Genomic DNA, 23,598 nt, shown 5'->3' with positions numbered 1-23,598 from the left:
CTGCCCGCAGGTCAGCCCGCGGCAGACCCCTTGGCGGGCGAGCCCTGCACGCCCAGCGACTGGTCGGGCCGGTCGAGCGTCTGCGCCGCAGCGCCCCACACCCTCGCGCGATGCTTCATGAAGGCACCAAGGATCGGATGTTCGCGCGCGGCATATTCACCAGGGCTCATCCCCATGAAGGAACGGAACTCGCGCACGAACTGCGCCTGATCGTGATAATGCGCGTCCATCGCCTCGCTCCAGTTCGCGGCATTCTCCAGCATGAACTGGGCAAGGCTGCGCATGAAGCGCTGGCGGCGTAGCAGCAGCTTGGGCGAAAAGCCGAAATAGCGATGACATAATCGTTCCAGCGTGCGCCGCCCGAGGCCGGTATGATCGGCAAAGTCCGCCACGGTGGCCACGGCAGGATCGACCATTGCCGCGTGAGTAGCGATGATCCTCTCCTGATCGGGCACCTCGCGATTCATGGCCCGGAAACAGGCTATCATCCGTTCCAGCTCTTCTGCCTCCCCCGAACCGTCCTGAAACAATTCTTCGGACAGCTGGCGGAAGTTGGCGAAGGCGCCATGCTGTTCGCCATCCACCACCCGGTTCGCCAGATCGGTGGCAGGTCCGTGGCAGAACTTGGCCCAGCCGAGCGGAAACAGGCCGACACCCCACATGCGCGTCGTGCCGAGTTCGAAATGGGCGGGCAGCGAGCTTGGCCCGGTGGCAGTAAGCCGCGCGCCGCGCAGCAGATCGCCGCCGATCATTCCGGCATCCGGACGGTCCCCGTTGAAGAAGCGCAGATTGGCCCATTCGGGCTGCAACAGGTCATTTACGCGCTTGCCATCGGCAACCGCGAAGCTTGCACTGTAAAAGGAGGAAAAACAGCCCTGCAGGTCGGGCGGCGCCGGGTAAAAGCGCACGTCGATCTGGCACTCCATTACGACCCCCAATTGCGACCCGCCCGTTTGGCGCCGGTTCCCCGTTCATAGAGTATACGAAAACGGGCGCGAAACGGAATATTACCGTTTCGCGCCCGTATCCAGACTTGCCGTCTACACTTCCCGAAAGAAGCTGCCTAACGGCTTGTTCAGTTCAATGGCGTCGGCCCGGAAGGGGCTCAGGCCGGAAGGGCCTTCTTCGCCTGAGCGATGATCGCAGCGAAGGCAGCGCCTTCATTCATCGCGAGATCGGCCATCACCTTGCGGTCCAGTTCGATGCCGGCCAGCTTGGTGCCGTGGATGAACTGCGAGTAGGTCAGGCCTTCAGCGCGGACGGCAGCGTTGATGCGCTGGATCCACAGGGCACGGAAGGTGCGCTTCTTAACCTTGCGGTCGCGATAAGCGTACTGGCCGGCCTTTTCGACTGCCTGACGGGCAACGCGGATGGTGTTCTTGCGGCGGCCGCGATAGCCCTTGGCCGCGTCCAGAATCCGCTTGTGCTTTGCGCGCGTGGTAACGCCGCGTTTAATACGGGACATTGGCTAGTACTCCTCAGTTCAGCCCGTAGGGCGCCCACTTCTTGATCACCTTCGCATCGGCGTCGGAGATCACGTCGGTCCCGCGGTTCTGGCGGATATACTTGCCGTTATGGCTGATCAGGCGGTGGCGCTTGCCGGCAACGCCGTGCTTCACCTTGCCGGTTGCGGTGAGCTTGAAGCGCTTCTTCACACCGCTCTTGGTCTTCAGTTTGGGCATTTTCGTCTCCTTGTTCGAGACACATCGGCCAGCCCTGGCAGCCCTTTCAGCCAGGCGGACCCAGAATCACTATTACGCGATCACGTGTCTTTGAAGGGGGCGCCTTTAGCGTGATGGCCCCAAAATGCAAGGCGCAGATTGGAGCGGGCAGCCTCAATGCCTGCAGGCCAGCGCCTCGATCACATCTTCCAGCCGGGCCGGATCGCCCAGGGCAAGCACATGCCCGCCAGATCCAGCATGGAGCGGCTCGCCATTCCAGTCGCACATCGTTCCGCCCGCGCCTTCGACCACGGGGACAAGCGCGGCATAGTCATGCAGCTTGAGCCCGGCCTCGCACACGATATCCAGATGGCCGGAAGCGAGCATGGCGTAATTGTAGCAATCCCCGCCCATCACCATGCGGCGATGCGCCGTCTTGGCGGCGAGCGCCATGAAATGCTCGCCCTCGTGATCGTCGAAATATTGCGGGCCGGTTGTGGCGAGCGTTGCCAGGGCGAGTTCGCGGCAGGCACGGGTATGGGCCGGCTTGCCGTTGAAAGTCGTCTGCCGCCCGGCCACTCCCAGCCAGCGTTCGCCAAGGATCGGCTGGTCGATCACACCCAGCACGGGGAAACCATCCACCAGCAGCGCGATCAACGTGCCGAAGATCGGGCGACCCGCGAGGAAGGCCGTGGTGCCATCGATCGGATCCAGCACCCATTGCCGGCCGGACGTGCCGACACTTACGCCATATTCCTCGCCATGCACGCCATCGGCCGGAACCTCTGCTTCCAGCATGCGGCGCATGGCCTGCTCCGCCTCGCGGTCGGCCAGCGAAACCGGAGTGGCATCGTCCTTGGCCTCGCTATGCACTTCCTCGCGGAAATGCGGACGGATCGCGGCGCGGGCCGCGTCGGCAAGGCGGTGCGCCAGGGCAATTTCGGCATCGAGCTTCATTCGGGAACTGCCTCACGCAGGGGCTGGCCGTCGACCGCAACCCAGGAAGAAACCGCACGCACGCCTTCAGGGCCAGCCTTGCCCCAATGCACAATGCCCGGAGCGATCCGGATACCCTGCCCGGCTGTCAGTTGCACATCGGCCTCGCCTTCGCGCGAGACAGTGGCCGATCCGCCGAGGACATAGAGGAATTCTTCCCCCAGATGGCGATGGCGCGGGATGTTGCCATCTGCCGCCATGACCAGATCGCCCACGACCAGCGAATGGCCCGGCGCCGCCTCTATCGGTCCTTCGAGGACCTGATTGGAACCGGCGGGCGGCTGATAAACGAATATCCGGCTCTCGTCGGCGGGAGGGGCATCGGCGGCATGGACCATGGAGGCACAGGCAAGCGCCCCTGCCATCGCGGCCATCCCTTTCCCTGCCCTGCGCAAGCAGGCGGGCATATCAGTCGAACAGGCTCGAGACCGAGCTCTCATCGGCAATACGGCGCACGGCCTCGCCGATCAGCGGAGCGATCGGCAGGATGCGAATGCGCTGCGAATCCAGTGCCGCGTCGGTCGGCAGGATCGTGTCGGTGATGACCAGTTCCTTGAGCGCGGAATTGTCCACCCGCGCCACGGCCCCGCCCGAAAGCACGCCGTGGGTGATATAGGCCGCCACGCTCTTGGCCCCGGCATCGAGCAGCGCCTGCGCCGCGTTGCACAGGGTGCCGCCGGAATCGACGATATCGTCGATCAGGATGCAGGCGCGGCCCTTCACATCACCGATGATGTTCATCACTTCGGATTCGCCGGCGCGTTCACGGCGCTTGTCGACAATGGCGAGCGGAGCGTTCTCGAGCCGCTTGGCCAGCGCCCGGGCGCGCACCACGCCGCCCACGTCGGGCGAGACGACCATCAGGTCCGAATCCCCGTAACGCGCCTGGATGTCGGCCGCCATCACCGGGGCGGCATAGAGATTGTCGGTCGGGATATCGAAGAAGCCCTGAATCTGCCCGGCATGGAGATCCACCGAAAGCACGCGGCTGGCACCGGCCTGAGTGATGAGGTTCGCCACCAGCTTGGCCGAGATCGGCGTGCGCGGCCCGGGCTTCCGGTCCTGACGCGCATAGCCGAAATAGGGAACCACCGCCGTGATCCGCTTGGCCGACGCGCGCTTGAGCGCATCGATGCAGATCAGCAGTTCCATCAGATTGTCGTTCGCCGGATAGGAAGTCGACTGGAGAACGAACACGTCCTCGCCGCGCACGTTATCGTAAATCTCGACGAAGATTTCCTCATCCGCGAAACGACGGACCGAGGCATCGGTCAACGGCATTTCGAGATAGGCCGCGATTGAACGCGCGAGCGGCAGGTTGGAATTGCCGGCCATGATCTTCATCGCTTGGGGGCCCCTGTTCTCGCGGCGGGAATCACTGCGCCCGGCTCTAGCCAAGCGTCACACGATTGCAACCTGCAGCAGGGCTGCGCTGTTGAAAGCATGTGCCCCGTTGCAGGAAATCCGTTCATACGATGCGGCATTATCTATGCAGTGCGATGCTCGCCCCGCACCCACCGCACCGTGCCCGAACTTGCGCGCATCACGACGCTTTCGGTCGTCATCTTGCCGCCCTTGAGGCGCTTCACCCCGCTGAGCAGCGAACCGTCGGTCACGCCGGTGGCGGCAAAGATGCAGTCGCCCTTGGCCAGATCGCGCAATTTGTAGATCCGGTCGAGGTCCTCGATGCCCCATTTGCGGGCACGCGCGCGCTCTTCCTCGTTGCGGAAGATCAGGCGGCCGTTGAACTGCCCGCCCACGCAGCGCAGGGCGGCAGCGGCGAGCACGCCCTCCGGCGCACCGCCCGACCCCATATAGATGTCGATCGTGGTGTCCGGATCGGTGACCGCGATCACGCCGGCCACATCGCCATCCGGGATAAGCTGGATACCGCAACCGAGCCCGCGCAGTTCCTCGATCAGATCGGCATGGCGCGGCCGGTCGAGCACACAGGCGATGATCTCGCTGGGCTTCACACCCTTGGCGGCCGCCAGCGCCTCGATATTCTCGGTGGGCGTCTTTTCCAGGCTGACGAGGCCTTCGGGGTAACCCGGACCGATTGCCAGCTTTTCCATATAAACGTCAGGCGCGTTGAGCAGGCAGCCTTCCTCCGCCGCCGCCAGCACGGCCAACGCATTGGGCCCGGCCTTGGCGGTGATGGTGGTGCCTTCCAGCGGATCGAGCGCGATGTCGATCCTCGGGCCCTTGCCCGGCGCACCGCCGACCTTTTCGCCGATATAGAGCATGGGCGCTTCGTCGCGCTCGCCCTCGCCGATCACCACGGTGCCGTCGATATAAAGCTCGTCGAAGGCCTTGCGCATGGCTTCGACCGCCGCATGATCGGCGGCCTTCTCGTCACCCCGGCCCACGAGCTGCGAGGCAGCGATCGCGGCGGCTTCCGTGACCCGCACCATTTCTAGAACAAGCACACGGTCGAGTACCTGGCTGGCTTTGGGCATTACCTCTCCCTTCACGTCCGCGCCCCCGATAGGCGACCGGCCGGGGGCTTGTCGAGTACGCCCTCTTGCCCGCCATTGCGTATCCACGGTGACATGAGCCTGACAATTGCCAAGCCGCAACTGCCGCGCCATTCATGCGCGATCAAGCTGCACCGTCCGAAGTACCCGCGGTGCAAGGCCCCAGGGACGGGGGAGCTTGGCGGGAAATCTTGGCGGGGAAAATGCCGGCTATGTTGAAACGATGCGCCTTGTTGTGCCTGATGGCAGCGCTGCCGCTGTCGCCGCTGGCCGCACAGCGCAACGGCGTTTCGGCCGAGGAAGCCGTGCAGAATACCAAGGACATGTATGGCCCGCCGCCGCCGACGCGCAATTGTTCGAAGCCGAACGACCAGCAGAGCCAGAGCGAAATCGTCGTCTGCGCGAGGAAAGTGGACGATTCCCAGTTCCGGGTGAAATCCACCAGCGAGCTGGATCCCAATTCCAAAGAAGCGACGGATGACGGACTGCCGCGCGCGCCGGATGTGGCAGGCGACGGCATCTTTAAGGGCAAGGGCATGTCCCTCGGCGGGACGCCCGATCCGGCTTACATGATCGATTTCAAGCTGTTGCCCGACGCGCCCGAAGGGTCCGACGCGGACCGGATCGCCAAGGGCGAAAAGAAGGCGGACTGATCAGCCGAAAAGGCCCCGCACGCCGCGGGCACAGGCCCGCAGCCGCATGGGCACTCAATTATCCAGCAGTTGCAGAACCAGCGGCGGCTCGGTCAGGCTCGGCGAGCCTGCGAGCAGTTCCAGCGCCCGGTCGACATTGGCTTCCGGCCCTTCGTGAGTGACGAGGGAGACCATCACCTCACCGCCTTCTTCCGGCCGCCCCTTCTGGATCAGGCTTTCGATGGAAACCCCGGCGTCGCGCATCGCGGTGGCGATTTCGGCCAGTACGCCCGGACGATCGGCCACCATGAAGCGCAGGTAATCGCGTGCCACGCGGTGCCCGGCATCCGCGCGGGGCATGGGGGCAAGCTCGCCCGCAGGCACCGAGAACGGCGCCCCGACATCGCCGCGCGCGATATCGATGATGTCGGCCACTACTGCGCTGGCAGTCGGCCCGTCACCGGCACCCGCACCCTGGAACAGCAGGCGGCCGGCGAAATTGCCTTCCACCACCACGGCATTGGTCGGCCCGCTCACCCGTGCGAGCGGATGGTCGACCGGCACCAGATAGGGGCAGACCCGCTGGAACAGGGTTTCCTCGCCATTGGCGCCCGTTTCCGTATCGGCGATGCCGATCAGCCGGATGACGAAGCCAAGCGCGGCGGCCTGTTCGATATCGGCCGCGCGCAGGCGCGAAATGCCTTCGGTCTCGACCGAGGGGAAATCGATCTTCGCGCCGAATGCGATGGCCGCCAGAATGGAGAGCTTGTGCGAAGCGTCGATGCCTTCGATGTCGAAGGTCGGATCGGCTTCCGCATAGCCCAGTTCCTGCGCTTCCTTCAGCACGTCGCCAAAGTCGCGCCCGGTCGCTTCCATGGTGGAAAGGATGTAATTGCAGGTGCCGTTGAGGATGCCATAGACGCGCTCGATCGTATTGGCCGCGGCGCCTTCGCGCAGGCCCTTGATCACCGGCACGCCGCCAGCCACCGCCGCTTCGAACTTCAGCGCCACGCGGGCTTTCTCCGCCAGCTCTGCAAGGGCAAGGCCGTGATGTGCGATCATCGCCTTGTTCGCCGTGACCAGCGACTTGCCTGCCCCCAGCGCGTTGCGCGCCAGGGTAAGCGCCGGCCCGTCGGACCCGCCGACCAGTTCGACGACCACGTCTACATCAGGCCTGGCGGCCATGGCGGTCATGTCGTCTTCCCAGGCGAAGGGCGAAAGATCCACGCCGCGATCCTTGGTGCGATCGCGCGCGCTGACGGCCACGATCTCGATCGGACGGCCCGCACGGCGCGCGATCACATCGCCATTGGCTTCGATCAGGCGGATTACGCCGGCACCCACCGTGCCAAGACCGGCAAGTGCAATACGGAGCGGAGCGGCCATCATTCTTCCTCTTCGGCGCGGGTCAGGCGGCACCGGAGAGGCACCGCGCAAGTCGCCGCGCGCGTTAGTGCAGCCGGGGCCGAAAGGCCAGCCCCGGGTTAGGCGATCAATTGGCGTTGGGGAACTTCGGCGGCCCGCCGCGCGTGCGCGAACAATGCCCCAGCTGATCCAGGACATAGCGGTAATCGGCCGCCGCCAGCGCGCGCGACTGCCCATCGCGCGAGAGGATGGAATCGTAAGACAGCTCGGGCGGCAGGAAGCAGGCCAGGCGATACCATTCGAGCGAGCCTTCCTGCGGCGGCTGGGCCGACTGGTCGACCAGCTCGGTCCAGGAAACGCCCCATTCGGGCTCCATATTGGGTCGCCGCACGACGTTGAGCGACACTGGCGCATCGTTCTTGGTCACCAGGAAAACCTGGGTTTCCGATTCGCCGGAGAGGTTGCCCTCCACCGCCAGTGCCTCGCCCACACCGGTAACGATGGGGGGCGCATCGGGCGACGCCAGCTGCATGAGCACATCGCGAATCCGCGCTTCGAGCGCCGGGTCGGTAGGGAATTGGGAGTCCACGTCGATCAGTTGCAGGTCACGCGGCACGCCAGGCACCGGAAAAGCGAAGATCAGGAAGCTCTGCTTCTTGAGCTTGGGCGCCTTTCCTTTTGCATCCAGCGGCACGTCGACCAGGTAGCGAAGCGATTCGCCGATGGCCGAGCGGCCGGAAATTAGTGCTTCTGTATCTGCCTCCACAAGCAGCCGGACAGTGCCCGGACGCAGGCCCGGAGACTGCACGGGCGCGAGCGTGCTTTGCTTGCGAATCCTTGCTTTGACGACCATCGTCGAACTGTCCGCAAGGTCGACGATATCCGCGTAAGTAAGCGGCGAAGCCGCCACGGGCGCGGGCTGGCCCGCCGCCACGGCCGGCTGCACCGCCAGAAGCGACAAAGCAGCCGCCGCCGAGGCGATCAGCTTGCCGGAAGCGCGAATTTCTCTGCTTTTCATGCGTTTCCCTCGCCGGTCTTTGACCCCGCCATCTGGGGAGCGCCTTTCCCATAGACACCCCCACTCAAGGCCGGAAGTGCTGAATTGGCGGTTAACCGATAAAGCGATTGCTCCACCCTGCCATCGTCGCTAAACACCCCCCGGAAACCGGGGCGGGACAAGAAAAACAAGAGCTCCGGGGCAGGGCCCTGCCGGGTCATTCGGAATCCCCGGTGGGCACCGGCTTGGCCGACAGGGTGGACAATTGTTGGCGTTACCTGTCAGGGTGCGATTCCCCTTGGCTGGTACAAGCCCGGCTTGCCGGGCGACGGAAATGGAGTGATGCGATTGAATGGCCTACGCTGATCAAACAATGAGCGGCAACAAGATTGTCGCTATCATCATTGTGGGGCTGGTTCACTTGCTGGTCGGGTATGCTCTTGTGACTGGTCTTGCCTATTCGGCGACCAAGAAGATCATCGAGCGCGTTACGACGGTCGATATCGACGAGCCCGAGCCGGAAAAGACGGAAGAACCGCCGCCGCCCCCGCCGGATGAGGCACCGCCGCCGCCGATCGTGGCGCCGCCTCCTCCGATCAATGTCAATGTCGCTCCGCCGCCGATTACCGCGGTGGATCGTCCCCCGCCGCCGGCACCGGTGATCCCGATCGCGCGTCCTGCGCCGCCGGCACCGCCTGCGCCTCCGCCGGCGGTCTCGAAGGCCAAGCCTGCACAGGCAAAGGGCCAGCAGCGTTGGCAACAGCGGATCATGGACAGCTATCCCCCCCGCGCCATCCGTTCGAATACGGAAGGTACTGTGGGCGTGTCCGTGACGGTTGATGCGGAAGGCAAGGTTTCGGCCTGCCGTGTCTCGAGCTCGAGCGGCTCGGACATCCTGGACGAGGCAGCTTGCGACGGTATGCAGCGCTACGCGCGCTTCGACCCGGCGCTGGACGATGCCGGCCACCCGACGACGGGCAGCTGGTCCACGCGCATTGTCTACAAGCTGAACTGATTTGGTGGCCTAGCCGCGAGTGGCCGCTGGCCGCTCCGGCAGCGCCCGATTTGACCCATCGCGATTTTTTTAGAGAGGACTACCCGCATGCTTATCGAATTTCTGGCTGCAGCCGCTGAAGCGGCTCCCAAGAACCACTTCGGCTTTTGGGAAGCGCTCCAACAGGGCGGTGTGATCGCCTACTCCATCTTCATCGTGCTCGTGATCATGTCCGTGGGCTCGTTCTACATCCTGATCACCAAGCTCCTCGAACAGCGCAAGATCTTCGGCGAACTGAAGGACGTGCGCACCAAGTTCTGGCAGGCCCCGTCGATCAAGGACGGCGCTGCCAAGCTGAACAAGAACGGCGCATGGCGCCAGTTGGTCGAAGACGGCCTCGCCGCTGAAGAACAGCACAACAAGATGACCGACTCGCTGGAAGCCCATGACTGGCTCCACGGCTCGCTCGCCCGTTCGGAAGCCTCGATCAACTCGAAGCTCGCCAGCGGCCTTCCCTTCCTCGCCACCGTGGGCGCTACCGCTCCGTTCGTCGGTCTGCTCGGTACCGTTATCGGTATTTACCGCGCTCTGATCGCCATCGGTCTCGCCGGTTCGGCCTCGATCGACAAGGTCGCCGGTCCGGTCGGTGAAGCCCTGATCATGACCGCCATCGGTCTGCTCGTGGCCGTTCCCGCCGTGCTTGCCTACAACTGGCTGCAGGCTCGCAACAAGCGCATCGGCGAACTGATGAGCGGTTTCTCGACCGACATCCTCGCCAACATCACGTCCAAGGGCGCGGTGAAGCCGTCGGTCGCTCCGGTGAAGGCTGCTCCGGCCAAGCCGGCTGCTCCTGCCGCTGCCGCTCCGAAGGCCTAAGGGCACCGGATCCGATTGAGTGGGGCGGGCTCCGGCATGCGGGCCGCCCGCCCTGCCCTTCCAAGGCGAAGATTGAGAGTAGGATAGTACCATGGCCATTTCGACAGGCGGTGGCGGCGACGAAAGGCCGATGTCGGACATCAACACCACGCCCCTCGTGGACGTGATGCTGGTGCTCCTGATCATCTTCCTTATCGCGGTCCCGGTCGCCATGCAGACGATCGAGAAATTGCAAATTCCGGTGTTCGAATCGGTCGAGTCCAAGGACAAGGTCGAGAACCTGCTGCTGACCGTAAGCACCACCGACGCAGCCGGCCGCAGCGCTGGCGATCCCGGCTTCGAAGGCGCCCAGCGTGGCGGCGAATGCCGAGTTTACTTCAACAACATCACTCCGGTGACTTCGCAGGAACTGTACGACCAGGCATTCGAACGTCTGGATTCGATCGTGCAGCGCGAAGGCGGTATCGAAGCGATCCGCAACGATCCCGAAAAGATCCCGCAGGTTCACATCCGTGGCGACATCAACGCGCCCTGGCGCTGTGTGGCCGGCGCGATCTACAACGTCCAGGCGGCCGGCTATCCGACCGTCGGCTTCATCTCCAACCCTGTCGATCCGAACGCGGGTTGAGAGAAAGCGCAGGAGTAATTTCCCATGGCAATGTCAGGCGGCAAAGATGATGGCTCGCCGATGATGGAAATGAACACGACGCCGTTGATCGACGTCATGCTCGTTCTCCTCATCATGCTCATCTTTACGATCCCTGTGGCGACTCACTCGGTCGATATCGACCTTCCGAGCCCCACGCCTCCGACGGACACGCCTCCGGTCGACCCGATCAAGAACAAGATCGTGCTGACCCCGAACAATGAAATCCTCTGGAACGGTCAGCCGATCAGCCAGGCGGGTCTCATTTCGAACCTGAAGCAGTCGCTCACCTTCTCGGTCGAGCCCGAGCTTCAGTTCGAACCGGAAGCGATGGCCAGCTACGATCTCTCGGCCAAGGTGCTGAACCTGATCAAGGCTTCGAAGGTCACCAAGTTCGGCTTCGTCGGCAACGAGAAGTACCGCGTATTCGGCAAGGCCGAAGGCGGCGCGGCAGCAGTCGCGAACTGAACCGAACAAGGCGCCAAGGCGCTGAAAGGATAGAGGGGCGGGTCAAACCGCCCCTTTTTCTTTGTCTTCTTTGCGCACAGGACGCATCGGCAAAGATAACTCCGCGCCTTGCCCAGGCCCCTCCCCCAGGCCGCTACCGTAGTAGTCAGGCGTGGCCGAGTGATTGCACCCGGCGCGCCGTCCATCCCCGCCTCCTTGGTACATCCGCTCCCCGCTCAGCACATCCCCCCTCGGTACATCCCCTCATTGCCAACGCTATGTAATGGTATATCATCCTTATCAGTTCATGCTGATACGGGAGAGGTACACATGGCTTTTGCATCGTCGCGCGATGGGGCGCTGCCCTTGGGAGAAATGAACACCACGCCGCTGATCGACGTGATGCTGGTCCTGCTGGTGATGCTGATCTTCACGATCCCCGTCGCCACCAACTCGGTCGACATCGACCTTCCGGGCAACGTCGATGATCCCGTCGTCCTGCCGCCCCGCCCCCTGGTGAACAAGATCGTCCTCACCCCGGACGGTTCGATCCTGTGGAACGGCACGAAGACCGACCGGGCAGGCCTTCGCGCCAGTCTCAAGGCGGCAACGGCCCTGTATCCGGAGCCGGAACTGCAATATGAACCCGATGCGCTCGCCAGCTACGATCTTGCCGCCAGGGTCCTGAACGACATCAAGGCATCCGGCGCCACCAAGTTCGGCTTTGTCGGCAATGACCGCTATCGCACTTTCGAGAAGCAGGACTGACGCGCACCTGCCCGTCAAAGCTCGTCGGGATCGAGGGGATCGCCCAGCGCGTCCCCTCGCATCGCGGCTTCCGCCAGATGTTCCGCCTCCATCAACAGCGCATCGTCGACCGAGCCCTGCGGCAGGCTTTCCCGCCCGATCATCACCATCACCGGAACCGCCAGCGGGCTCACCCGGTCCAGTTCCACATGGACCAGTTCGTGCTGTGCCCGTTCCAGCACATCGGCCAGCCGGCCTACATCGGTCAGCCGCGACCGGGCGTCCGCCCAGGCCGCTTCGATCAGCACGTGATCCGGCTCGTATTTGCGCAGCACGTCATAGATCAGGTCGGTCGAGAAAGTGACTTGCTTGCCCGTCTTGCGCTTGCCTGGATGCTGGCGTTCCACCAGCCCTGAAATCACCGCCACTTCGCGAAAGGCGCGGCGCAGCAGATAGGATTCCTGCACCCAATCGACGAATTCATGGGCCAGAATATCGGGCGAAAGCAGCGGCGCGGGCTCCTTGACCGGCTTCAGCCCCCAGACGCCGAGCGAATAGTCATTCGCCACGAAGCCGCCCGGCTGAAGTCCCCGTTCCTCCATGCGCCGGGTGATGAGCATCCCCAGCGACTGGTTCGCGTTCCACCCCTCGAACGTATAATAGACCGAGTAATGCAGCTTCTCATGCGGGAAGCTTTCCACCAGCAGCTTGCCCGGCCCGGGCATCTCGCTGCGCCAGTCCTGCATTTCCAGCCATTCGCGCACATCGTCCGGGAAACGCGCCCAACCCGCCCGGTCGGCCAGCATGGCCTGCACCCGATTGGCCAGATGGGTGGTGAGCGGCATGCGCTGGCCCATATAGGAAGGGATCGCGGCGGCTTTCTTCGCGGCGCGGACGATCAGTTCCATATCCTTGAGCTGTTCCACTTCCAGCGCCATGCCCGCGAAAGTGAAAGTATCCCCCGCTGACAGAGTGGAGGCGAAATATTCCTCCACCCGCCCAAGCGAGCGCCCGTTGCGGAACCGCACATCGAGCATTTCGGCATCGACGATGATGCCCGCATTCATCCGGTGCCGCTGGGCATGTTCGGGATGAGTCAGCCGCCACATCCCCTTCGGATCGCGCACGATCCGGCGGAACTTGTCATAGGCTTCAAGCGCATAGCCGCCGGTCGCCACGAAATGCAGCACCCGCCGCCATTCCTCCTCCCCCAGCCAGGCATAGGACGCGCTGGAGCGGACCTCCTTCAGCAACTCCGCCTCGTCGAAGGGCGCCGCACAGGCGCAGGCCATCACATGCTGGGCCAGCACGTCCAGCCCGCCCGCCCGGAAGGCATCGCCATCGCGCTGCCCCTGATCCACCGCGTCCTTGGCCGCCATCGCCTCCAGAAACTCGAAGCGATTGCCCGGCACGAGGATCGCGCGGCTGGAAAGATCGAGCCGGTGATTGGCCCGCCCGATGCGTTGCAACAGGCGCGAGGAGCCCTTGGGAGCGCCCATCTGGATCACGCAGTCGACATCGCCCCAGTCGACCCCCAGATCGAGACTGGCAGTGCAGACCAGCGCGCGCAGATCGCCCCGCGCCATTGCCCCTTCCACCTTGCGCCGCGCCTCTTTGGAGAGCGACCCGTGGTGAATGCCGATGGGCAGATTGGCGTCATTCGCCTCCCACAGCTTCTGAAAGATGAACTCGGCCAGAAAGCGCGTGTTGGTGAAGACCAGCGTGGTGCGATTGCGCGCGATGATGTCGATCAGCTGCGGCACTGCCCAGATCGCCGCATGGCCGCCCCAGGGCACGCGCTCTTCCTCCGGCAGGAGGATTTCCACTTCGGGAGGGGCGCCTTTCTCGCCCTGCACCAGCTCGACGCTGTCCAAATCCCCCCACGGGGCCAGCCAGCCCTTGAAGGCATCGGGGTCCGCCAGCGTGGCCGAGAGCGCCACACGCTGCATCTGCGGCGCGATGGCCTGCAGGCGGGCAAGGCACAGCGCCAGCAGGTCCCCGCGCTTGCCAGTGGCGAAGGCATGCACTTCGTCCACCACCACGCGCTTCAGCGTGGCGAACAGCTCGAAACTGTCCTCATAGCTGAGCAGCAGCGAGAGCGATTCCGGCGTGGTCAGCAGCACATGGGGCGGGCGGCTGCGCTGGCGCTTCTTCCGGTCGGTCGGCGTATCGCCGCTGCGCGTCTCGATCTTCAGCGGCAGGCCCATCTCCTCCACCGGGGTGAGGAGATTGCGCTGCACGTCATGCGCCAATGCCTTGAGCGGCGAGACGTAGAGCGTGTGCAACCCTTCCGGCACCGGGGCGCCCGCCAGTGCCGAGGGCGCGAAATCGGCCAGAGTGGGCAGGAAACCAGCCAATGTCTTGCCCGCGCCCGTATCGGCCACCAGCAAGGCATGCTTGCCGCTGCGGGCGGCGCTATACATGCCCCGCTGATGATCGCGCAGGCGCCAGCCGCGCCCGGCAAACCACGCCTCGATTTCTTGCGGGAGCGCGTCCTCTGCCATCACACCCGCAGACTTCCGCCGAAGTTGACAAGGTTGACACTGTCCTGAGGGCAAAACTCCCTCCTGCCCCACAGGCGGCAGGCCACTGGCGTGACCGGCGCGGAGGAAGCAGGGAAAGCAGGCTGGCGCATCGGAACATTTGGAGCACAAAAGCGCCCTGTAGGAAAGGGCGACCCGTCCCGCCCATGCGCCTGTCTGCGAATGTCGCTTGCCCTGAGGCGCGGCCTGGCCGATGAATCGGGAAGAATGCAGGCACGCGGCGCATAATGACGGGCAGTCTCGATATTTCCCACTTCGTCGGGGTCGGGCTGGCGCTGGCGCTGGGCCTGCTGGTGGGTATCCAGCGCGGCTGGACCTTCCGCGAACTGCCCGATGGCGCCCGCTTTGCCGGCATCCGCACCTATGGCCTGCTCGGGCTGGCCGGCGGCATTGCCGGAGTGCTCTATACCCATGCCGAAGGCCCGGCGCTGATCCTGCTGGCTGCGGCCGCCGTGCTGGTAGTGGCCGGTTATCGCCGGTCGAGCAGCGGCACGCAGGTGAGCGGCACTGCCAGCCTGGTGGGGCTTATCACTATCGCCAGCGGCTTCATGGCCGCAATGGGCGAAAGGCTGCTGGGCACTATCATCGCCGTGGCCATGGTCGTGCTGCTATCGCTGCGCGGGCGGCTGCATGACTGGGTGAAGCATCTGGAAGAGCGCGAGATGATCGCCATCGCACGCTTCGCGGTGATCGCCATGGTGATCCTGCCGCTGCTGCCCGATCGCGGCTTTGGCCCATATGACGCGTGGAACCCCCGCCAGCTCTGGACCGTGGTGGTGATGGTTTCCGGCTTTTCCTTCTGCGGTTACTTCGCCGCCAAGTGGCTGGGCGCCTCGCGCGGAAATATCGCCACTGCGGCGGCGGGCGCGGTCGTCTCGTCAACCGCGGTCACGGCGGGAATGGCCAAACGCATGCGCGAAGGCGCGGCAAGCCCGGCGATCCTCTCGGCGGCCATCAGCGCCGCATCGGTGGTGATGTATCTGCGCGTGGCAGTGCTGGTGGGCGTGCTTGCCCCCTTCGCCCTGCCCAGCCTCGCCGTGCTGATCGCACCGGGCGCGCTGGTGAGCCTTGCCGCGACCGCCTGGGCGATCCGCACCGCCGTGCGCGAGCCGCAGCAGGCATCGGGCGAGGTCGGCGTGCGCAACCCCTTCGATCTGGGCCCGGCCCTGTTGCTGACCGTGCTGGTCATGGCGCTGACCGTAGTGGCCCATTGGGTGCTGGAGAGCTTCGGCGATCGCGGGCTGGCGCTGGTGCTGGCCGTATCGGGCATCGTGGATGTCGATTCCGCGATCATCACCATGGGCAATCTGCCGGCGGGCACGCTCGATCCGATGGTGGCAGGCACAGTGCTGGCCGTGCCGGTGACGCTCAACACGATCTTCAAGGGCACGGTCGCCATCGGCATTGCCGGATGGAACAAGGGGAAGCTGGGCGCCCTGCCGCTGTTCGCCAGCGCCCTGGCAACCGGAGTGGCCTGGCTGGTGGTGCGCTAGGGCCAGTAGCACCTTAGGGCCGGCGGGGCGCTAGACCGCCAACCTGGCCTGCAAACTCAGTGCCCGGCCTGCGGGCCCCGTTCGAGGCCCGAGAGTTCCAGCTGCTCGTCGATCTGGGCGACCAGACGCGCCAGCCCTTCCTCGCTGCCGCTCTCGGCGCGGGCGACCAGCACGTCCTGCGTGTTGGAAGCGCGCAGCAGCCACCAGCCGTCCGGCGTGGAGACCCTGACGCCGTCGGTCGCATCCACATCCGCGCCGCTGGCGGCGAGACGGTCCTTCACTTCCTCGATCGCGCCGAACTTGCGGCTTTCATCCACCTGGAAGCGCAATTCGGGCGTGTTGATCATGGCGGGCATGGCCGAGCGCAGCTGCGTGACCGACTGGCCCAGCCGGGCCGAGGCGGCAATCAGCCGCACCCCGGCATATAGCGCGTCGTCGAAGCCGTAATAGCCATGGGCGAAGAAGATATGGCCGCTCATTTCCCCGGCCAGCGGGGCGCCCGTTTCCTTCATCTTGGATTTGATCAGGCTGTGGCCGGTCTTCCACATCAGCGGCTTGCCGCCGCATTCCGCGACCCGTTCGAACAGGGCCCGGCTGGCCTTCACATCCGCGATGATCGTAGCGCCGGGCACGTCGCGCAGCAGATCCTCGGCATAGATCATCAGCAACTGATCGCCCCAGATGACCCGGCCCTGCCCGTCCACCGCGCCGATCCGGTCGCCATCGCCATCGAAGGCGATCCCGAAATCCAGGCCCTTCTCAGCGACCAGCGCCTGAAGGTCCGCCAGATTTTCCGGCATGGTGGGATCGGGGTGGTGATTGGGGAAAGTGCCGTCGACATCGGTGTAGAGCAGGTGATGCTCCCCCGGCAGGCGCGCGGCGAGCGCTTCCAGCGCGGGGCCGGCGGCGCCGTTGCCGGCATCCCAGCCCACCCGCAGCGAGGCAAGGACCGCAGGATCGATCCCGGCGAGGCCCTGCAGCATCCGCTCGACATAGGCATCCAGCACGTCGCGGCTCTCGACCGTGCCGCTACCGTCCATCCAGACGCCTTCGGCCGCGATCTTGCCCAGCAGCTGGATGTCGTGGCCAAAGAACGGACGGCCCTGAAAGACCATCTTGAAGCCGTTATAATTGGGCGGATTGTGGCTGCCGGTGATCTGGATGCCGCCATCCACATCGTCTGCCGAGGCTTCCGCATAATAGAGCATCGGCGTGGCGCCCATGCCGATCCGCACCACGTCGCAGCCACTGGCGGTAAGCCCTTCGATCAGTGCCTCTTCCAGCATGGGCGAGCTGGTCCGCCCGTCATAGCCGACCGCGACCTTCTTCCCGCCCGCATCGCGCAGCAGCGTGGCGAAGGCCCGCCCGATGGCGCGCGCATCCGCCGCGCCCAGCGTTTCGCCGATAATGCCGCGAATATCGTATTCCCGCAGAACGGTGGAGTGGAACCGGTGGCTCATGGAAAGTCCTCAGTTGCCGTCAGGCAGTTCGTCGAGCAGCAGGTCGCGCGCGGCATTGGCCTCGTGCACCTGTTCGTTCGTGCCGCCGCGATCGGGATGGACCATGGCGATCAGGCGGCGATGTGCGTCGATGATTTCCTCGCGCCCGGCGCCTGAACGCACGGCCAGCAGCTTGCGCGCGCGGAACACCGCCTGGCTGCGCGTGGATGGCCCCTTCAGGAAGTCCCACGGCCAGCGCCCGGTCAGCGCCTTGCACAGCGCGATCCCGATCACGGCGAAGAGGATCAGGCGCGCCATAGGCTCAGACCGTCTCCACGCCCCGCGCCTTCCTGGCGCTGAAGGGCAGGTTGAGCCCCGCGATCAGAGTGCGCAGTTCCTGCCGGGCAACCAGATGGCTGGTACCCAGCTCGCCCAGATGGCCCTTGTCGAGCAGAGTGAGGCCCGAGGGGAACAATTCGCGATAGATCACGCGTTCGGACAGGCCCTGCGCGATACGGAAGCCGACGCGCTTGGAAAGCTCGTTCAGCGCATCGTCGATACGCTTCTGGTTGCGCGCTTCCTGCTTCTGCGTGCGGTTGCGCACCACCACCCAGTCCATCTCGCGGCGCTGGTCGCGGATCGTGGCCATGGCGCGCTTCTTGCGGGTTTCCCAGATCAGCTCGGCATAGAAGCTCAGCCGCTTGACCTTGAAGTTCTCCGCATCGACCTGGCCGATCAGGTCGAAATCGACGAAGCTGTCATTCAGCGGGGTGACCAGCGTATCCGCGCTGGTCGCCGCATGGCGCGCAAAGACGTCATCGCGCCCTGGCGTGTCGAAGATCAGGAAATCGCAACCCTCGCCGGTTTCTTCGGCGAGCAGGTCCAGCTCTTCCACCGTTTCCCCGGTGAACACCGCGAAACGCGCATTGGGCAGGCTGATGTTGCGGCGCTTTTCCGTATCGGCCCGGTTCTCCAGATAGCGGAACAGGGTACGCTGGCGCGGATCGAGGTCGAGCGCGGCAACCTTCGCGCCGTGATAGGCAAGCGCGATCGCGACATGCACGGCAGTGGTGGACTTGCCGGTGCCTCCCTTTTCGTTGGCAAAAACGATACGGTGAGGAGCGGTGGCAGGCACGATCTGGCTGGTCTCTTTCTGTTGCGGGCAAAGGCTTCCGGCCAGCGGCCGGGCTCTCACAGGCTATTATCCAACGCAAAGTTACGAGGCAATTGCGCTATCCCCAATCTTGGCCCCAATCTTGCCCCCTATCCCGGCCCCAATCATCCAGTCCGGAGCGGACAGAACATGCCCGGCGCAGCGCCCGACCGAGGAAAACCGGGATACTAACTGCCTATGTGTCTTTCCGTGACACGGCGAGCACGCTAAGGTGCGCGCCATTCTGGGAAGGAAGACGGGACGCCACCCAGGGATCTCGACATTGCAGTCAAGTTTTAGGGAGCGATTCCATGAGGAAGTTGATCGCCGGCGTCCTTGCGTCGGCACTTGTGCTGGGCATGGCCCCGGCTCCGGCCTTTGCGAAGGAGAAGGACAAGTCCTCCGCGCGCAAGGACCAGGAAAAGGGCACCAATGAAATTCCGCGCTGCACCCGCAAGCTGGGCACGCTGGCCATCGTCGAGCCGGACGATCAGTGGTGGCGCGAATATAATCTGGGCAGCCCCGAGGCGATCATCCGCATCTTCGTGCAGCGGTCCGGCTGCTTCACTCTGGTGAACCGCGGCGGCGCGATGCAGAGCCGCAACATGGAACGCGCCCTGGCCGATTCCGGCGAGCTGCAGGAAGGTTCCAACCTCGGCAAGGGACAGGTGAAGGCGGCGGATTATTTCCTCCAGCCCGACATCATCTCCACCAACAACAATTCCGGTGGCGGCAAGGTGCTGGGCGGGATCGGCGGCCTGTTCGGCGGCACTGTCGGCGCGATTGCCGGCGGCATTTCGGTGAAGAAGGGCGAAGCGAACGTCACCCTCTCGCTCGTCGATGCCCGGACCACCGAGGAAGTGGCGCTTGAAGAGGGCTATTTCCGCAAGAAGGACCTCAGCTGGGGTGCCGGCGGCGGCCTCTTCTCCGGCGGCGTGTTCGGCGGCGCCGGCGCGGGCGGCTATCAGAACACCGAGATCGGCCAGATCATCGTGCTCGCCTATCTCGATGCCTATACCAAGCTGATCGATCAGCTGGGCGGCCTGCCCGAGGATGCCTCGGCCGCAGCACCCGAGGCACAGTAAGGTTTCACGCCCGGACGCCGTGCTGCGTCCGGACAATGGCAATCGGGGGACGGACCGCAAGGTTGCGCCCCCTTTGCTGTTTGGCGGCTTGCTTTCGGGGCGTTTGCATCCGATGTGACCGCCCATGAAAGCTGTCACCACGATAGGCGAACTGCGGGATGCAGTCGCACAGCTCCGCAAGGCCGGCCCGGTCGCTCTGGTCCCCACCATGGGCGCCTTGCATGAAGGGCATCTCACGCTCGTGCGCCGCGCGCGGGAGCTGGCGCCATCCGTAGTGGTGTCGATCTTCGTCAACCCCACCCAGTTCGGCCCGAACGAGGATCTGGGCGCCTATCCCCGCCAGCTGGCCGAGGACACCCGCCTGCTGGAAGCGGAGGGCGCCACGCTGCTCTGGGCGCCTTCGGTGGACGAGGTCTATCCGGCGGGCTTCGCCACGACCATTTCGGTCAGCGGCGTGAGCGAAGGCCTGTGCGGCGCGGCGCGGCCCGGCCATTTCGACGGGGTCGCCACTGTAGTCGCCAAGCTGTTCAACCAGGTCCGGCCCGATATCGCCCTGTTCGGGGAAAAGGACTGGCAGCAGCTGGCCGTGATCCGCCGCATGGCGCGCGATCTCGATCTGACCCAGCCCGAGGCAGCCAATATCGTCGGCGTGCCCACCGTGCGCGAGGGCGACGGGCTCGCACTGAGCAGCCGCAACCGCTACCTCTCGGCCGAGGAACGCGCAGCCGCTGCTGCCCTGCCACGCTCGATCAAGGCGGCAATCGCCCTGATCGAACAGGGCGCGGACGTTCCCGCCACGCTCGCCGTGCTCGAAGCGGAACTGGTCGAGGCCGGTTTCACCTCCGTCGACTATGCCATGCTTGCCGATGCGGTGAGCCTTGAGCCACTGGCCGCCTTGGGCAATGCTGCGGCCCGGCTGCTGGTCGCCGCGCGGATCGGCCGCACGCGGTTGATCGACAATATGCCGGTGGGGGAGGTAGCGTGACCGAAGAGGATTTCCGTAGCTATGTCGCCGCGTTCAACGCGAATGATTTCGACGGCTTCGGCCGCTTCTATGCCGACGATGTGATCTTCGAACTGGGCGCGATGAAGCGGATCGACGGGCGCGATGCGATTCTGGATTTCTACCGCGAGGTAAAGGCCCACATCACCGAGATCGTCACCCCGCTCGACGTGATTGTCACCCCCACGCGCATCGCCATGCACTGCCGCACCACTTTCGAAACCTTCAAGGACTGGCCCGATTTCGAGATCTGGCCGACCCGCGCGGGCGACAGGCGCGAGGTCGAGACCATCGTGATGTACGAAGTGAAGGACGGCCGCTTCACTCATATTCGCGGCGCACGTTTCAAGCCCTGAAGAAAGGCCCTCCACTTGCTTCAACTGTTCCGCAAAGTGGCGCTTGCCGAAGGCGTCAGTACCCTTCTGCTGTTCCTGGTGGCGATGCCGCTCAAATATCTCTTCGACCAGCCCGGACTGATCCGGCCGGTCGGCTGGGCGCATGGGGTGCTGTTCATCACCTATATCGTGGCGATGGGGCCCGGCCTGTGGGGCAGGAAAGCCGGCATTCTGGGCTGGCTGCGCACATTCGTGGCCGCCTTGTTCCCCTTCGGCACCTTCCTCAATGACGGGTTCCTGAAGCGCCTCGAACGCTAGGCCCGGTCTTCCGGAGATCGGGGCGGCTTCGCCAGCATCGCAACCGCCACTGCGGCAAGGCAGGCTAGCGACATGGATCGCAGCGGATAGTCGACAAGGGAATGCGCGGCGATAATCGCCAGCGCCGCCAGCCCGAAGGCGATCTGCACGCGGCCATCGCGTTCTCTGCGCCAGCTGCGTATCGCCATGAACAGGATCAGCAGCGCGATTGCTGCAAGCGCCGCGATGCCGAAGACACCGGCCTCGAGCGCCAGTTCGAGATAGTCGTTATGCGCCCGGTTGGGCATGCCCATATCGACTGCCTCGAGCGGCTCGAGCGCGATAAACGTGGGCACGAAGGTTCCGGTACCGGAGCCGAACGGCCAATATTGGCCGATGGCATATAGCGTATCGCGCCACAGGCCTTCCCGCCCATCGCCCGCAATCGTGTCGAACCGCCCGGCGACGCGCTGCAGCACGGTGTTGCGCCCCAGCAGGAAAAGTCCGGCCGCCACGATCGCCAATGCGCCGGCAGCAAGGGCGGGCAGCGCCCTGTTCCATTTCTTGCGCGGATCGAGCGCAAGGATAGCCCAGGCCGCAATCGCGGCAGGCAGGATAAGGGCCACGCCCGTACGCGAGGCTGTGAGGACGCAGGCCAGCGTCAGCAGAAGGGCAAGGCCGATCTGCCACCACCCGTCCCGCCCCTTTGCGGCGGCGCCATGCGGTTCCCGCGGTGATCGCTTCCCGGCTGCGAATGCGGCCAGCGCAAGCAGCCCGATCAGCAGGACATCGGCCGTGGCATTGCGATTGGCCTGGAAGCCCACAAGGGTGGCGTGGCTGGAAGCGTAGAAGCGGAACGCCTGGCCCCCGGCGTTGAGCTGGAACGCTCCGATGACCGCAGAGGCAACCGCCATGGCAAGGATGGCGCCCAGCAGGCGATGCCGTTCATGGCGCTGAAGCGCGCCGGCCATCAGCATGAGCGTAAGCGGCGGGATGAAGGAGAGCAAGCTGGCCAGCGTGCGTGGCGGCGACATGGAGAGCGGGCGCCAGCTGTCTTTCTCCCCAACCAGGGCAAGTGCCGCAGCCTGAGCCTCCCGGCCCGGTAATGCCTGCCACACATCCGGCGGAAGCGGCACCAGCTGAATCGCCGGTACCGCCAGTGCAAGGCCGGCAACGATCCACAGGGCCGGATCGGCAGGCAGGCGGATTGGGCCTGGCAGCCAGAGCCATGCGAGCATGGCGAGCGCGGCGAGCAGTTCAAGCCAGAGCTCCGGCAGCGGGCTCGGCGTGCCTCCGCCCCCCAGCAGGATCGCCAGGATCAGCAGGGCCGTTGCCAGTGCGGCGTGGCGCCGGGAGGGATCGAAAGCCGGAAAAAGCCGCGTCAAAGCATCGCACCCCATGATTGCTTGGAGACGTCAGCCATCAAGGCATAGTCGGCCCTAACAGGGCGTCAACGCGGCGAGCGGGTTTTCGCGGCGAGGCGATTCATCGGTCAGGCCACAGGTGCTGCGTCGGCTTGGTGGGAGGAGGAACAGATTGCAGGGAAGCGCAACTGAACGGCTTTGGGCAGGACAATCGAACCCACCGGTTCAACCAGCGCAACTGCGACAGGATTGGGAAGGCTGGAGCGGGTAGCGGGAATCGAACCCGCCTAACTAGCTTGGAAGGCTAGGGCTTTACCACTAAGCTATACCCGCCCGTTCCAGAGGGCGCTGCACTGCCATTGCCGGGCATGGTCCGTCAATAGCGGCGTTTCGGACTGGCGGCATTCTGGCTGGACGTGGGGCTGGATGTGGGCCTGCCGCGATCAGTGGCCTTCGAACTGCATCAGTGCCTCGACCTCGATGCCATTGGCACGCAGCACCTCCGCACCGCCGAGGTCCGGCAGGTCGATCACGAACAGGGCGCGGTCCACTATCGCCCCTGCCTGCCGCAGGAGCTTTGCCGCGGCCAGAGCCGTGCCGCCTGTGGCGATCAGATCGTCCACGATGATCACCCGCTCGCCGGGCTGGATAAGCGTGGGATCGATCTCGAGCCGCGCTTCGCCATATTCGAGCGCATAATCGATCCCGAGGGTCGGGACCGGCAGCTTGCCGGCTTTTCGCACGGGCACGAAGCCCAGCATCAGCAGCGAGGCAACGGCCGCCCCGAAGATGAAGCCGCGCGCCTCGAGCCCGGCAATCGCGCCCGCGCCGACTGCGTTTGCCCGCCTGGCAATATGCTCCACCGCTGCCGTCAGGCCCTTGCCGTCAGCCAGCAGGGTGGTGATGTCGCGGAACAGAATGCCTTCCTTCGGGAAGTCAGGCACCGTACGAATCAGCGACTTGAGTTCATCGGTCGTCATACGGCTCCCCTTTTCCCGAAGCGGGCTTCAGAAACAGAACGCCCCTCGCATCCGGGGATGGAGGGGCG

At 64.8% G+C, this 23,598-nt stretch carries 26 protein-coding genes and 1 tRNA gene; 11 read left to right on the top strand and 16 right to left on the bottom strand.

The window, feature by feature from the left end; genetic code table 11:
- Nucleotides 1-11: 11 nt before the first annotated feature.
- The 7 genes from WFP36_RS07625 to glpX form a co-directional block, all read right to left on the bottom strand.
- On the bottom strand, nucleotides 12-926 hold the full coding sequence (locus WFP36_RS07625; RefSeq protein WP_336979356.1) for a helix-turn-helix domain-containing protein: 915 nt from the start codon (nucleotides 924-926) through the stop codon (nucleotides 12-14).
- 179 nt (nucleotides 927-1,105) lie between these two features.
- A complete protein-coding gene (gene rplT, locus WFP36_RS07620; protein WP_336979354.1) occupies nucleotides 1,106-1,465 on the bottom strand; it encodes a 50S ribosomal protein L20 in 360 nt (119 codons plus the stop codon).
- Nucleotides 1,466-1,478: 13 nt separating this feature from the next.
- Nucleotides 1,479-1,682, bottom strand: coding sequence for a 50S ribosomal protein L35 (rpmI, locus tag WFP36_RS07615; protein WP_054531242.1), 204 nt, complete (start codon nucleotides 1,680-1,682; stop codon nucleotides 1,479-1,481).
- Nucleotides 1,683-1,835: 153 nt separating this feature from the next.
- Complete coding sequence (locus WFP36_RS07610; RefSeq protein WP_336979350.1) at nucleotides 1,836-2,618, bottom strand: inositol monophosphatase family protein; 783 nt, start codon at nucleotides 2,616-2,618, stop codon at nucleotides 1,836-1,838.
- Complete coding sequence (locus tag WFP36_RS07605; RefSeq protein WP_336979348.1) at nucleotides 2,615-3,022, bottom strand: cupin domain-containing protein; 408 nt, start codon at nucleotides 3,020-3,022, stop codon at nucleotides 2,615-2,617. The genes WFP36_RS07610 and WFP36_RS07605 overlap by 4 nt, the downstream gene beginning before the upstream one ends.
- A 43-nt stretch (nucleotides 3,023-3,065) precedes the next feature.
- Nucleotides 3,066-4,001, bottom strand: a complete 936-nt coding sequence (locus WFP36_RS07600; protein WP_336979346.1) for a ribose-phosphate pyrophosphokinase — start codon at nucleotides 3,999-4,001, stop codon at nucleotides 3,066-3,068.
- A 143-nt stretch (nucleotides 4,002-4,144) separates the two neighbouring features.
- Nucleotides 4,145-5,116 (bottom strand): class II fructose-bisphosphatase, encoded by a 972-nt coding sequence (gene glpX / locus WFP36_RS07595; RefSeq protein WP_336979344.1) that lies wholly within the window; start codon nucleotides 5,114-5,116, stop codon nucleotides 4,145-4,147.
- Between the two features lie 260 nt (nucleotides 5,117-5,376).
- Between glpX and WFP36_RS07590 the strand changes: the two genes are divergently transcribed.
- Entirely contained in the window at nucleotides 5,377-5,787 is a 411-nt protein-coding gene (locus WFP36_RS07590; protein WP_336979342.1) for a hypothetical protein, read from the top strand.
- Between the two features lie 54 nt (nucleotides 5,788-5,841).
- Here WFP36_RS07590 and WFP36_RS07585 read toward each other — a convergent pair whose 3' ends face one another.
- Both WFP36_RS07585 and WFP36_RS07580 read right to left on the bottom strand, forming a co-directional pair.
- Nucleotides 5,842-7,152 (bottom strand): homoserine dehydrogenase, encoded by a 1,311-nt coding sequence (locus WFP36_RS07585; RefSeq protein ID WP_336979340.1) that lies wholly within the window; start codon nucleotides 7,150-7,152, stop codon nucleotides 5,842-5,844.
- 106 nt (nucleotides 7,153-7,258) lie between these two features.
- Complete coding sequence (locus WFP36_RS07580; protein ID WP_336979338.1) at nucleotides 7,259-8,149, bottom strand: hypothetical protein; 891 nt, start codon at nucleotides 8,147-8,149, stop codon at nucleotides 7,259-7,261.
- A gap of 352 nt (nucleotides 8,150-8,501) precedes the next feature.
- On the opposite strand from WFP36_RS07580, the gene WFP36_RS07575 reads away from it, so the two are divergent.
- The 5 genes from WFP36_RS07575 to WFP36_RS07555 all read left to right on the top strand — a co-directional run bounded on the left by WFP36_RS07575 (nucleotide 8,502) and on the right by WFP36_RS07555 (nucleotide 11,859).
- On the top strand, nucleotides 8,502-9,143 hold the full coding sequence (locus WFP36_RS07575; RefSeq protein ID WP_336979336.1) for an energy transducer TonB: 642 nt from the start codon (nucleotides 8,502-8,504) through the stop codon (nucleotides 9,141-9,143).
- Nucleotides 9,144-9,230: 87 nt separating this feature from the next.
- Complete coding sequence (locus WFP36_RS07570) at nucleotides 9,231-9,998, top strand: MotA/TolQ/ExbB proton channel family protein (protein WP_336979334.1); 768 nt, start codon at nucleotides 9,231-9,233, stop codon at nucleotides 9,996-9,998.
- Between the two features lie 91 nt (nucleotides 9,999-10,089).
- The gene (locus WFP36_RS07565; protein ID WP_336979332.1) at nucleotides 10,090-10,626 is read left to right on the top strand and encodes an ExbD/TolR family protein; all 537 of its coding nucleotides are present in this window, start codon (nucleotides 10,090-10,092) and stop codon (nucleotides 10,624-10,626) included.
- Between the two features lie 24 nt (nucleotides 10,627-10,650).
- Nucleotides 10,651-11,112 (top strand): ExbD/TolR family protein, encoded by a 462-nt coding sequence (locus WFP36_RS07560; RefSeq protein ID WP_336979330.1) that lies wholly within the window; start codon nucleotides 10,651-10,653, stop codon nucleotides 11,110-11,112.
- A 309-nt stretch (nucleotides 11,113-11,421) separates the two neighbouring features.
- Nucleotides 11,422-11,859 (top strand): ExbD/TolR family protein, encoded by a 438-nt coding sequence (locus tag WFP36_RS07555; protein ID WP_336979328.1) that lies wholly within the window; start codon nucleotides 11,422-11,424, stop codon nucleotides 11,857-11,859.
- 14 nt (nucleotides 11,860-11,873) lie between these two features.
- Here WFP36_RS07555 and WFP36_RS07550 read toward each other — a convergent pair whose 3' ends face one another.
- Nucleotides 11,874-14,342: a ligase-associated DNA damage response DEXH box helicase gene (locus tag WFP36_RS07550; protein ID WP_336979326.1), complete on the bottom strand. Its 2,469-nt coding sequence runs from the start codon at nucleotides 14,340-14,342 to the stop codon at nucleotides 11,874-11,876.
- Between the two features lie 266 nt (nucleotides 14,343-14,608).
- On the opposite strand from WFP36_RS07550, the gene WFP36_RS07545 reads away from it, so the two are divergent.
- Nucleotides 14,609-15,874: an MgtC/SapB family protein gene (locus WFP36_RS07545; protein ID WP_336979324.1), complete on the top strand. Its 1,266-nt coding sequence runs from the start codon at nucleotides 14,609-14,611 to the stop codon at nucleotides 15,872-15,874.
- 56 nt (nucleotides 15,875-15,930) lie between these two features.
- Here the strand turns inward: WFP36_RS07545 and pgmG are convergent, their stop codons facing one another.
- From pgmG to WFP36_RS07530, 3 genes are read right to left on the bottom strand one after another with little or no spacing between them, the layout of a single operon-like run.
- Nucleotides 15,931-17,334, bottom strand: a complete 1,404-nt coding sequence (gene pgmG, locus WFP36_RS07540) for a phosphoglucomutase/phosphomannomutase PgmG (protein WP_336979322.1) — start codon at nucleotides 17,332-17,334, stop codon at nucleotides 15,931-15,933.
- 9 nt (nucleotides 17,335-17,343) lie between these two features.
- The gene (locus tag WFP36_RS07535; RefSeq protein ID WP_336979320.1) at nucleotides 17,344-17,631 is read right to left on the bottom strand and encodes a molecular chaperone DnaJ; all 288 of its coding nucleotides are present in this window, start codon (nucleotides 17,629-17,631) and stop codon (nucleotides 17,344-17,346) included.
- 4 nt (nucleotides 17,632-17,635) lie between these two features.
- Nucleotides 17,636-18,448 carry a division plane positioning ATPase MipZ gene (locus WFP36_RS07530; RefSeq protein ID WP_336980030.1) on the bottom strand — a complete coding sequence of 271 codons (813 nt, stop codon included), beginning with the start codon at nucleotides 18,446-18,448 and terminating at the stop codon, nucleotides 17,636-17,638.
- A 329-nt stretch (nucleotides 18,449-18,777) separates the two neighbouring features.
- On the opposite strand from WFP36_RS07530, the gene WFP36_RS07525 reads away from it, so the two are divergent.
- The 4 genes from WFP36_RS07525 (at nucleotide 18,778) to WFP36_RS07510 (ending at nucleotide 21,207) form a co-directional block, all read left to right on the top strand.
- A complete protein-coding gene (locus WFP36_RS07525; RefSeq protein ID WP_336979318.1) occupies nucleotides 18,778-19,551 on the top strand; it encodes a CsgG/HfaB family protein in 774 nt (257 codons plus the stop codon).
- Between the two features lie 124 nt (nucleotides 19,552-19,675).
- Entirely contained in the window at nucleotides 19,676-20,536 is an 861-nt protein-coding gene (gene panC, locus WFP36_RS07520) for a pantoate--beta-alanine ligase (RefSeq protein WP_336979316.1), read from the top strand.
- Nucleotides 20,533-20,910 (top strand): nuclear transport factor 2 family protein, encoded by a 378-nt coding sequence (locus tag WFP36_RS07515; protein ID WP_336979314.1) that lies wholly within the window; start codon nucleotides 20,533-20,535, stop codon nucleotides 20,908-20,910. Before panC ends, WFP36_RS07515 begins: the two co-directional genes overlap by 4 nt.
- 15 nt (nucleotides 20,911-20,925) lie before the next feature.
- Nucleotides 20,926-21,207 (top strand): DUF3817 domain-containing protein, encoded by a 282-nt coding sequence (locus WFP36_RS07510; protein ID WP_336979312.1) that lies wholly within the window; start codon nucleotides 20,926-20,928, stop codon nucleotides 21,205-21,207.
- Here WFP36_RS07510 and WFP36_RS07505 read toward each other — a convergent pair.
- The 3 genes from WFP36_RS07505 to WFP36_RS07495 form a co-directional block, all read right to left on the bottom strand.
- Complete coding sequence (locus tag WFP36_RS07505; protein ID WP_336979310.1) at nucleotides 21,204-22,571, bottom strand: O-antigen ligase family protein; 1,368 nt, start codon at nucleotides 22,569-22,571, stop codon at nucleotides 21,204-21,206. The two genes, WFP36_RS07510 and WFP36_RS07505, sit on opposite strands and share 4 nt — an antisense overlap.
- A 238-nt stretch (nucleotides 22,572-22,809) precedes the next feature.
- A tRNA-Gly gene (locus WFP36_RS07500) sits at nucleotides 22,810-22,883 on the bottom strand.
- A 110-nt stretch (nucleotides 22,884-22,993) separates the two neighbouring features.
- On the bottom strand, nucleotides 22,994-23,530 hold the full coding sequence (locus tag WFP36_RS07495; RefSeq protein ID WP_336979308.1) for an adenine phosphoribosyltransferase: 537 nt from the start codon (nucleotides 23,528-23,530) through the stop codon (nucleotides 22,994-22,996).
- Nucleotides 23,531-23,598: the final 68 nt, after the last annotated feature.

The sequence above is a fragment of the Fulverythrobacter fulvus genome, assembly GCF_037154085.1.
GTDB classification, from domain to species: Bacteria; Pseudomonadota; Alphaproteobacteria; order Sphingomonadales; family Sphingomonadaceae; genus Andeanibacterium; species Andeanibacterium fulvum.
This window is presented reverse-complemented; position numbering and strand designations above follow the sequence as displayed.

What these genes read in the sequence shown, in the direction of transcription:
- WFP36_RS07495 (WP_336979308.1), bottom strand. Translation starts at nt 23,530, where the DNA reads ATGACGACCGATGAACTCAAGTCGCTGATTCGTACGGTGCCTGACTTC.
- WFP36_RS07565 (WP_336979332.1), top strand. Translation starts at nt 10,090, where the DNA reads ATGGCCATTTCGACAGGCGGTGGCGGCGACGAAAGGCCGATGTCGGAC.
- WFP36_RS07585 (WP_336979340.1), bottom strand. Translation starts at nt 7,152, where the DNA reads ATGGCCGCTCCGCTCCGTATTGCACTTGCCGGTCTTGGCACGGTGGGT.
- WFP36_RS07590 (WP_336979342.1), top strand. Translation starts at nt 5,377, where the DNA reads ATGGCAGCGCTGCCGCTGTCGCCGCTGGCCGCACAGCGCAACGGCGTT.
- WFP36_RS07560 (WP_336979330.1), top strand. Translation starts at nt 10,651, where the DNA reads ATGGCAATGTCAGGCGGCAAAGATGATGGCTCGCCGATGATGGAAATG.
- rpmI (WP_054531242.1), bottom strand. Translation starts at nt 1,682, where the DNA reads ATGCCCAAACTGAAGACCAAGAGCGGTGTGAAGAAGCGCTTCAAGCTC.
- WFP36_RS07610 (WP_336979350.1), bottom strand. Translation starts at nt 2,618, where the DNA reads ATGAAGCTCGATGCCGAAATTGCCCTGGCGCACCGCCTTGCCGACGCG.
- WFP36_RS07525 (WP_336979318.1), top strand. Translation starts at nt 18,778, where the DNA reads ATGAGGAAGTTGATCGCCGGCGTCCTTGCGTCGGCACTTGTGCTGGGC.
- WFP36_RS07555 (WP_336979328.1), top strand. Translation starts at nt 11,422, where the DNA reads ATGGCTTTTGCATCGTCGCGCGATGGGGCGCTGCCCTTGGGAGAAATG.
- WFP36_RS07580 (WP_336979338.1), bottom strand. Translation starts at nt 8,149, where the DNA reads ATGAAAAGCAGAGAAATTCGCGCTTCCGGCAAGCTGATCGCCTCGGCG.
- WFP36_RS07625 (WP_336979356.1), bottom strand. Translation starts at nt 926, where the DNA reads ATGGAGTGCCAGATCGACGTGCGCTTTTACCCGGCGCCGCCCGACCTG.
- WFP36_RS07605 (WP_336979348.1), bottom strand. Translation starts at nt 3,022, where the DNA reads ATGGCAGGGGCGCTTGCCTGTGCCTCCATGGTCCATGCCGCCGATGCC.
- WFP36_RS07545 (WP_336979324.1), top strand. Translation starts at nt 14,609, where the DNA reads ATGACGGGCAGTCTCGATATTTCCCACTTCGTCGGGGTCGGGCTGGCG.
- pgmG (WP_336979322.1), bottom strand. Translation starts at nt 17,334, where the DNA reads ATGAGCCACCGGTTCCACTCCACCGTTCTGCGGGAATACGATATTCGC.
- WFP36_RS07570 (WP_336979334.1), top strand. Translation starts at nt 9,231, where the DNA reads ATGCTTATCGAATTTCTGGCTGCAGCCGCTGAAGCGGCTCCCAAGAAC.
- WFP36_RS07575 (WP_336979336.1), top strand. Translation starts at nt 8,502, where the DNA reads ATGAGCGGCAACAAGATTGTCGCTATCATCATTGTGGGGCTGGTTCAC.
- panC (WP_336979316.1), top strand. Translation starts at nt 19,676, where the DNA reads ATGAAAGCTGTCACCACGATAGGCGAACTGCGGGATGCAGTCGCACAG.
- WFP36_RS07550 (WP_336979326.1), bottom strand. Translation starts at nt 14,342, where the DNA reads ATGGCAGAGGACGCGCTCCCGCAAGAAATCGAGGCGTGGTTTGCCGGG.
- glpX (WP_336979344.1), bottom strand. Translation starts at nt 5,116, where the DNA reads ATGCCCAAAGCCAGCCAGGTACTCGACCGTGTGCTTGTTCTAGAAATG.
- WFP36_RS07600 (WP_336979346.1), bottom strand. Translation starts at nt 4,001, where the DNA reads ATGAAGATCATGGCCGGCAATTCCAACCTGCCGCTCGCGCGTTCAATC.
- rplT (WP_336979354.1), bottom strand. Translation starts at nt 1,465, where the DNA reads ATGTCCCGTATTAAACGCGGCGTTACCACGCGCGCAAAGCACAAGCGG.
- WFP36_RS07535 (WP_336979320.1), bottom strand. Translation starts at nt 17,631, where the DNA reads ATGGCGCGCCTGATCCTCTTCGCCGTGATCGGGATCGCGCTGTGCAAG.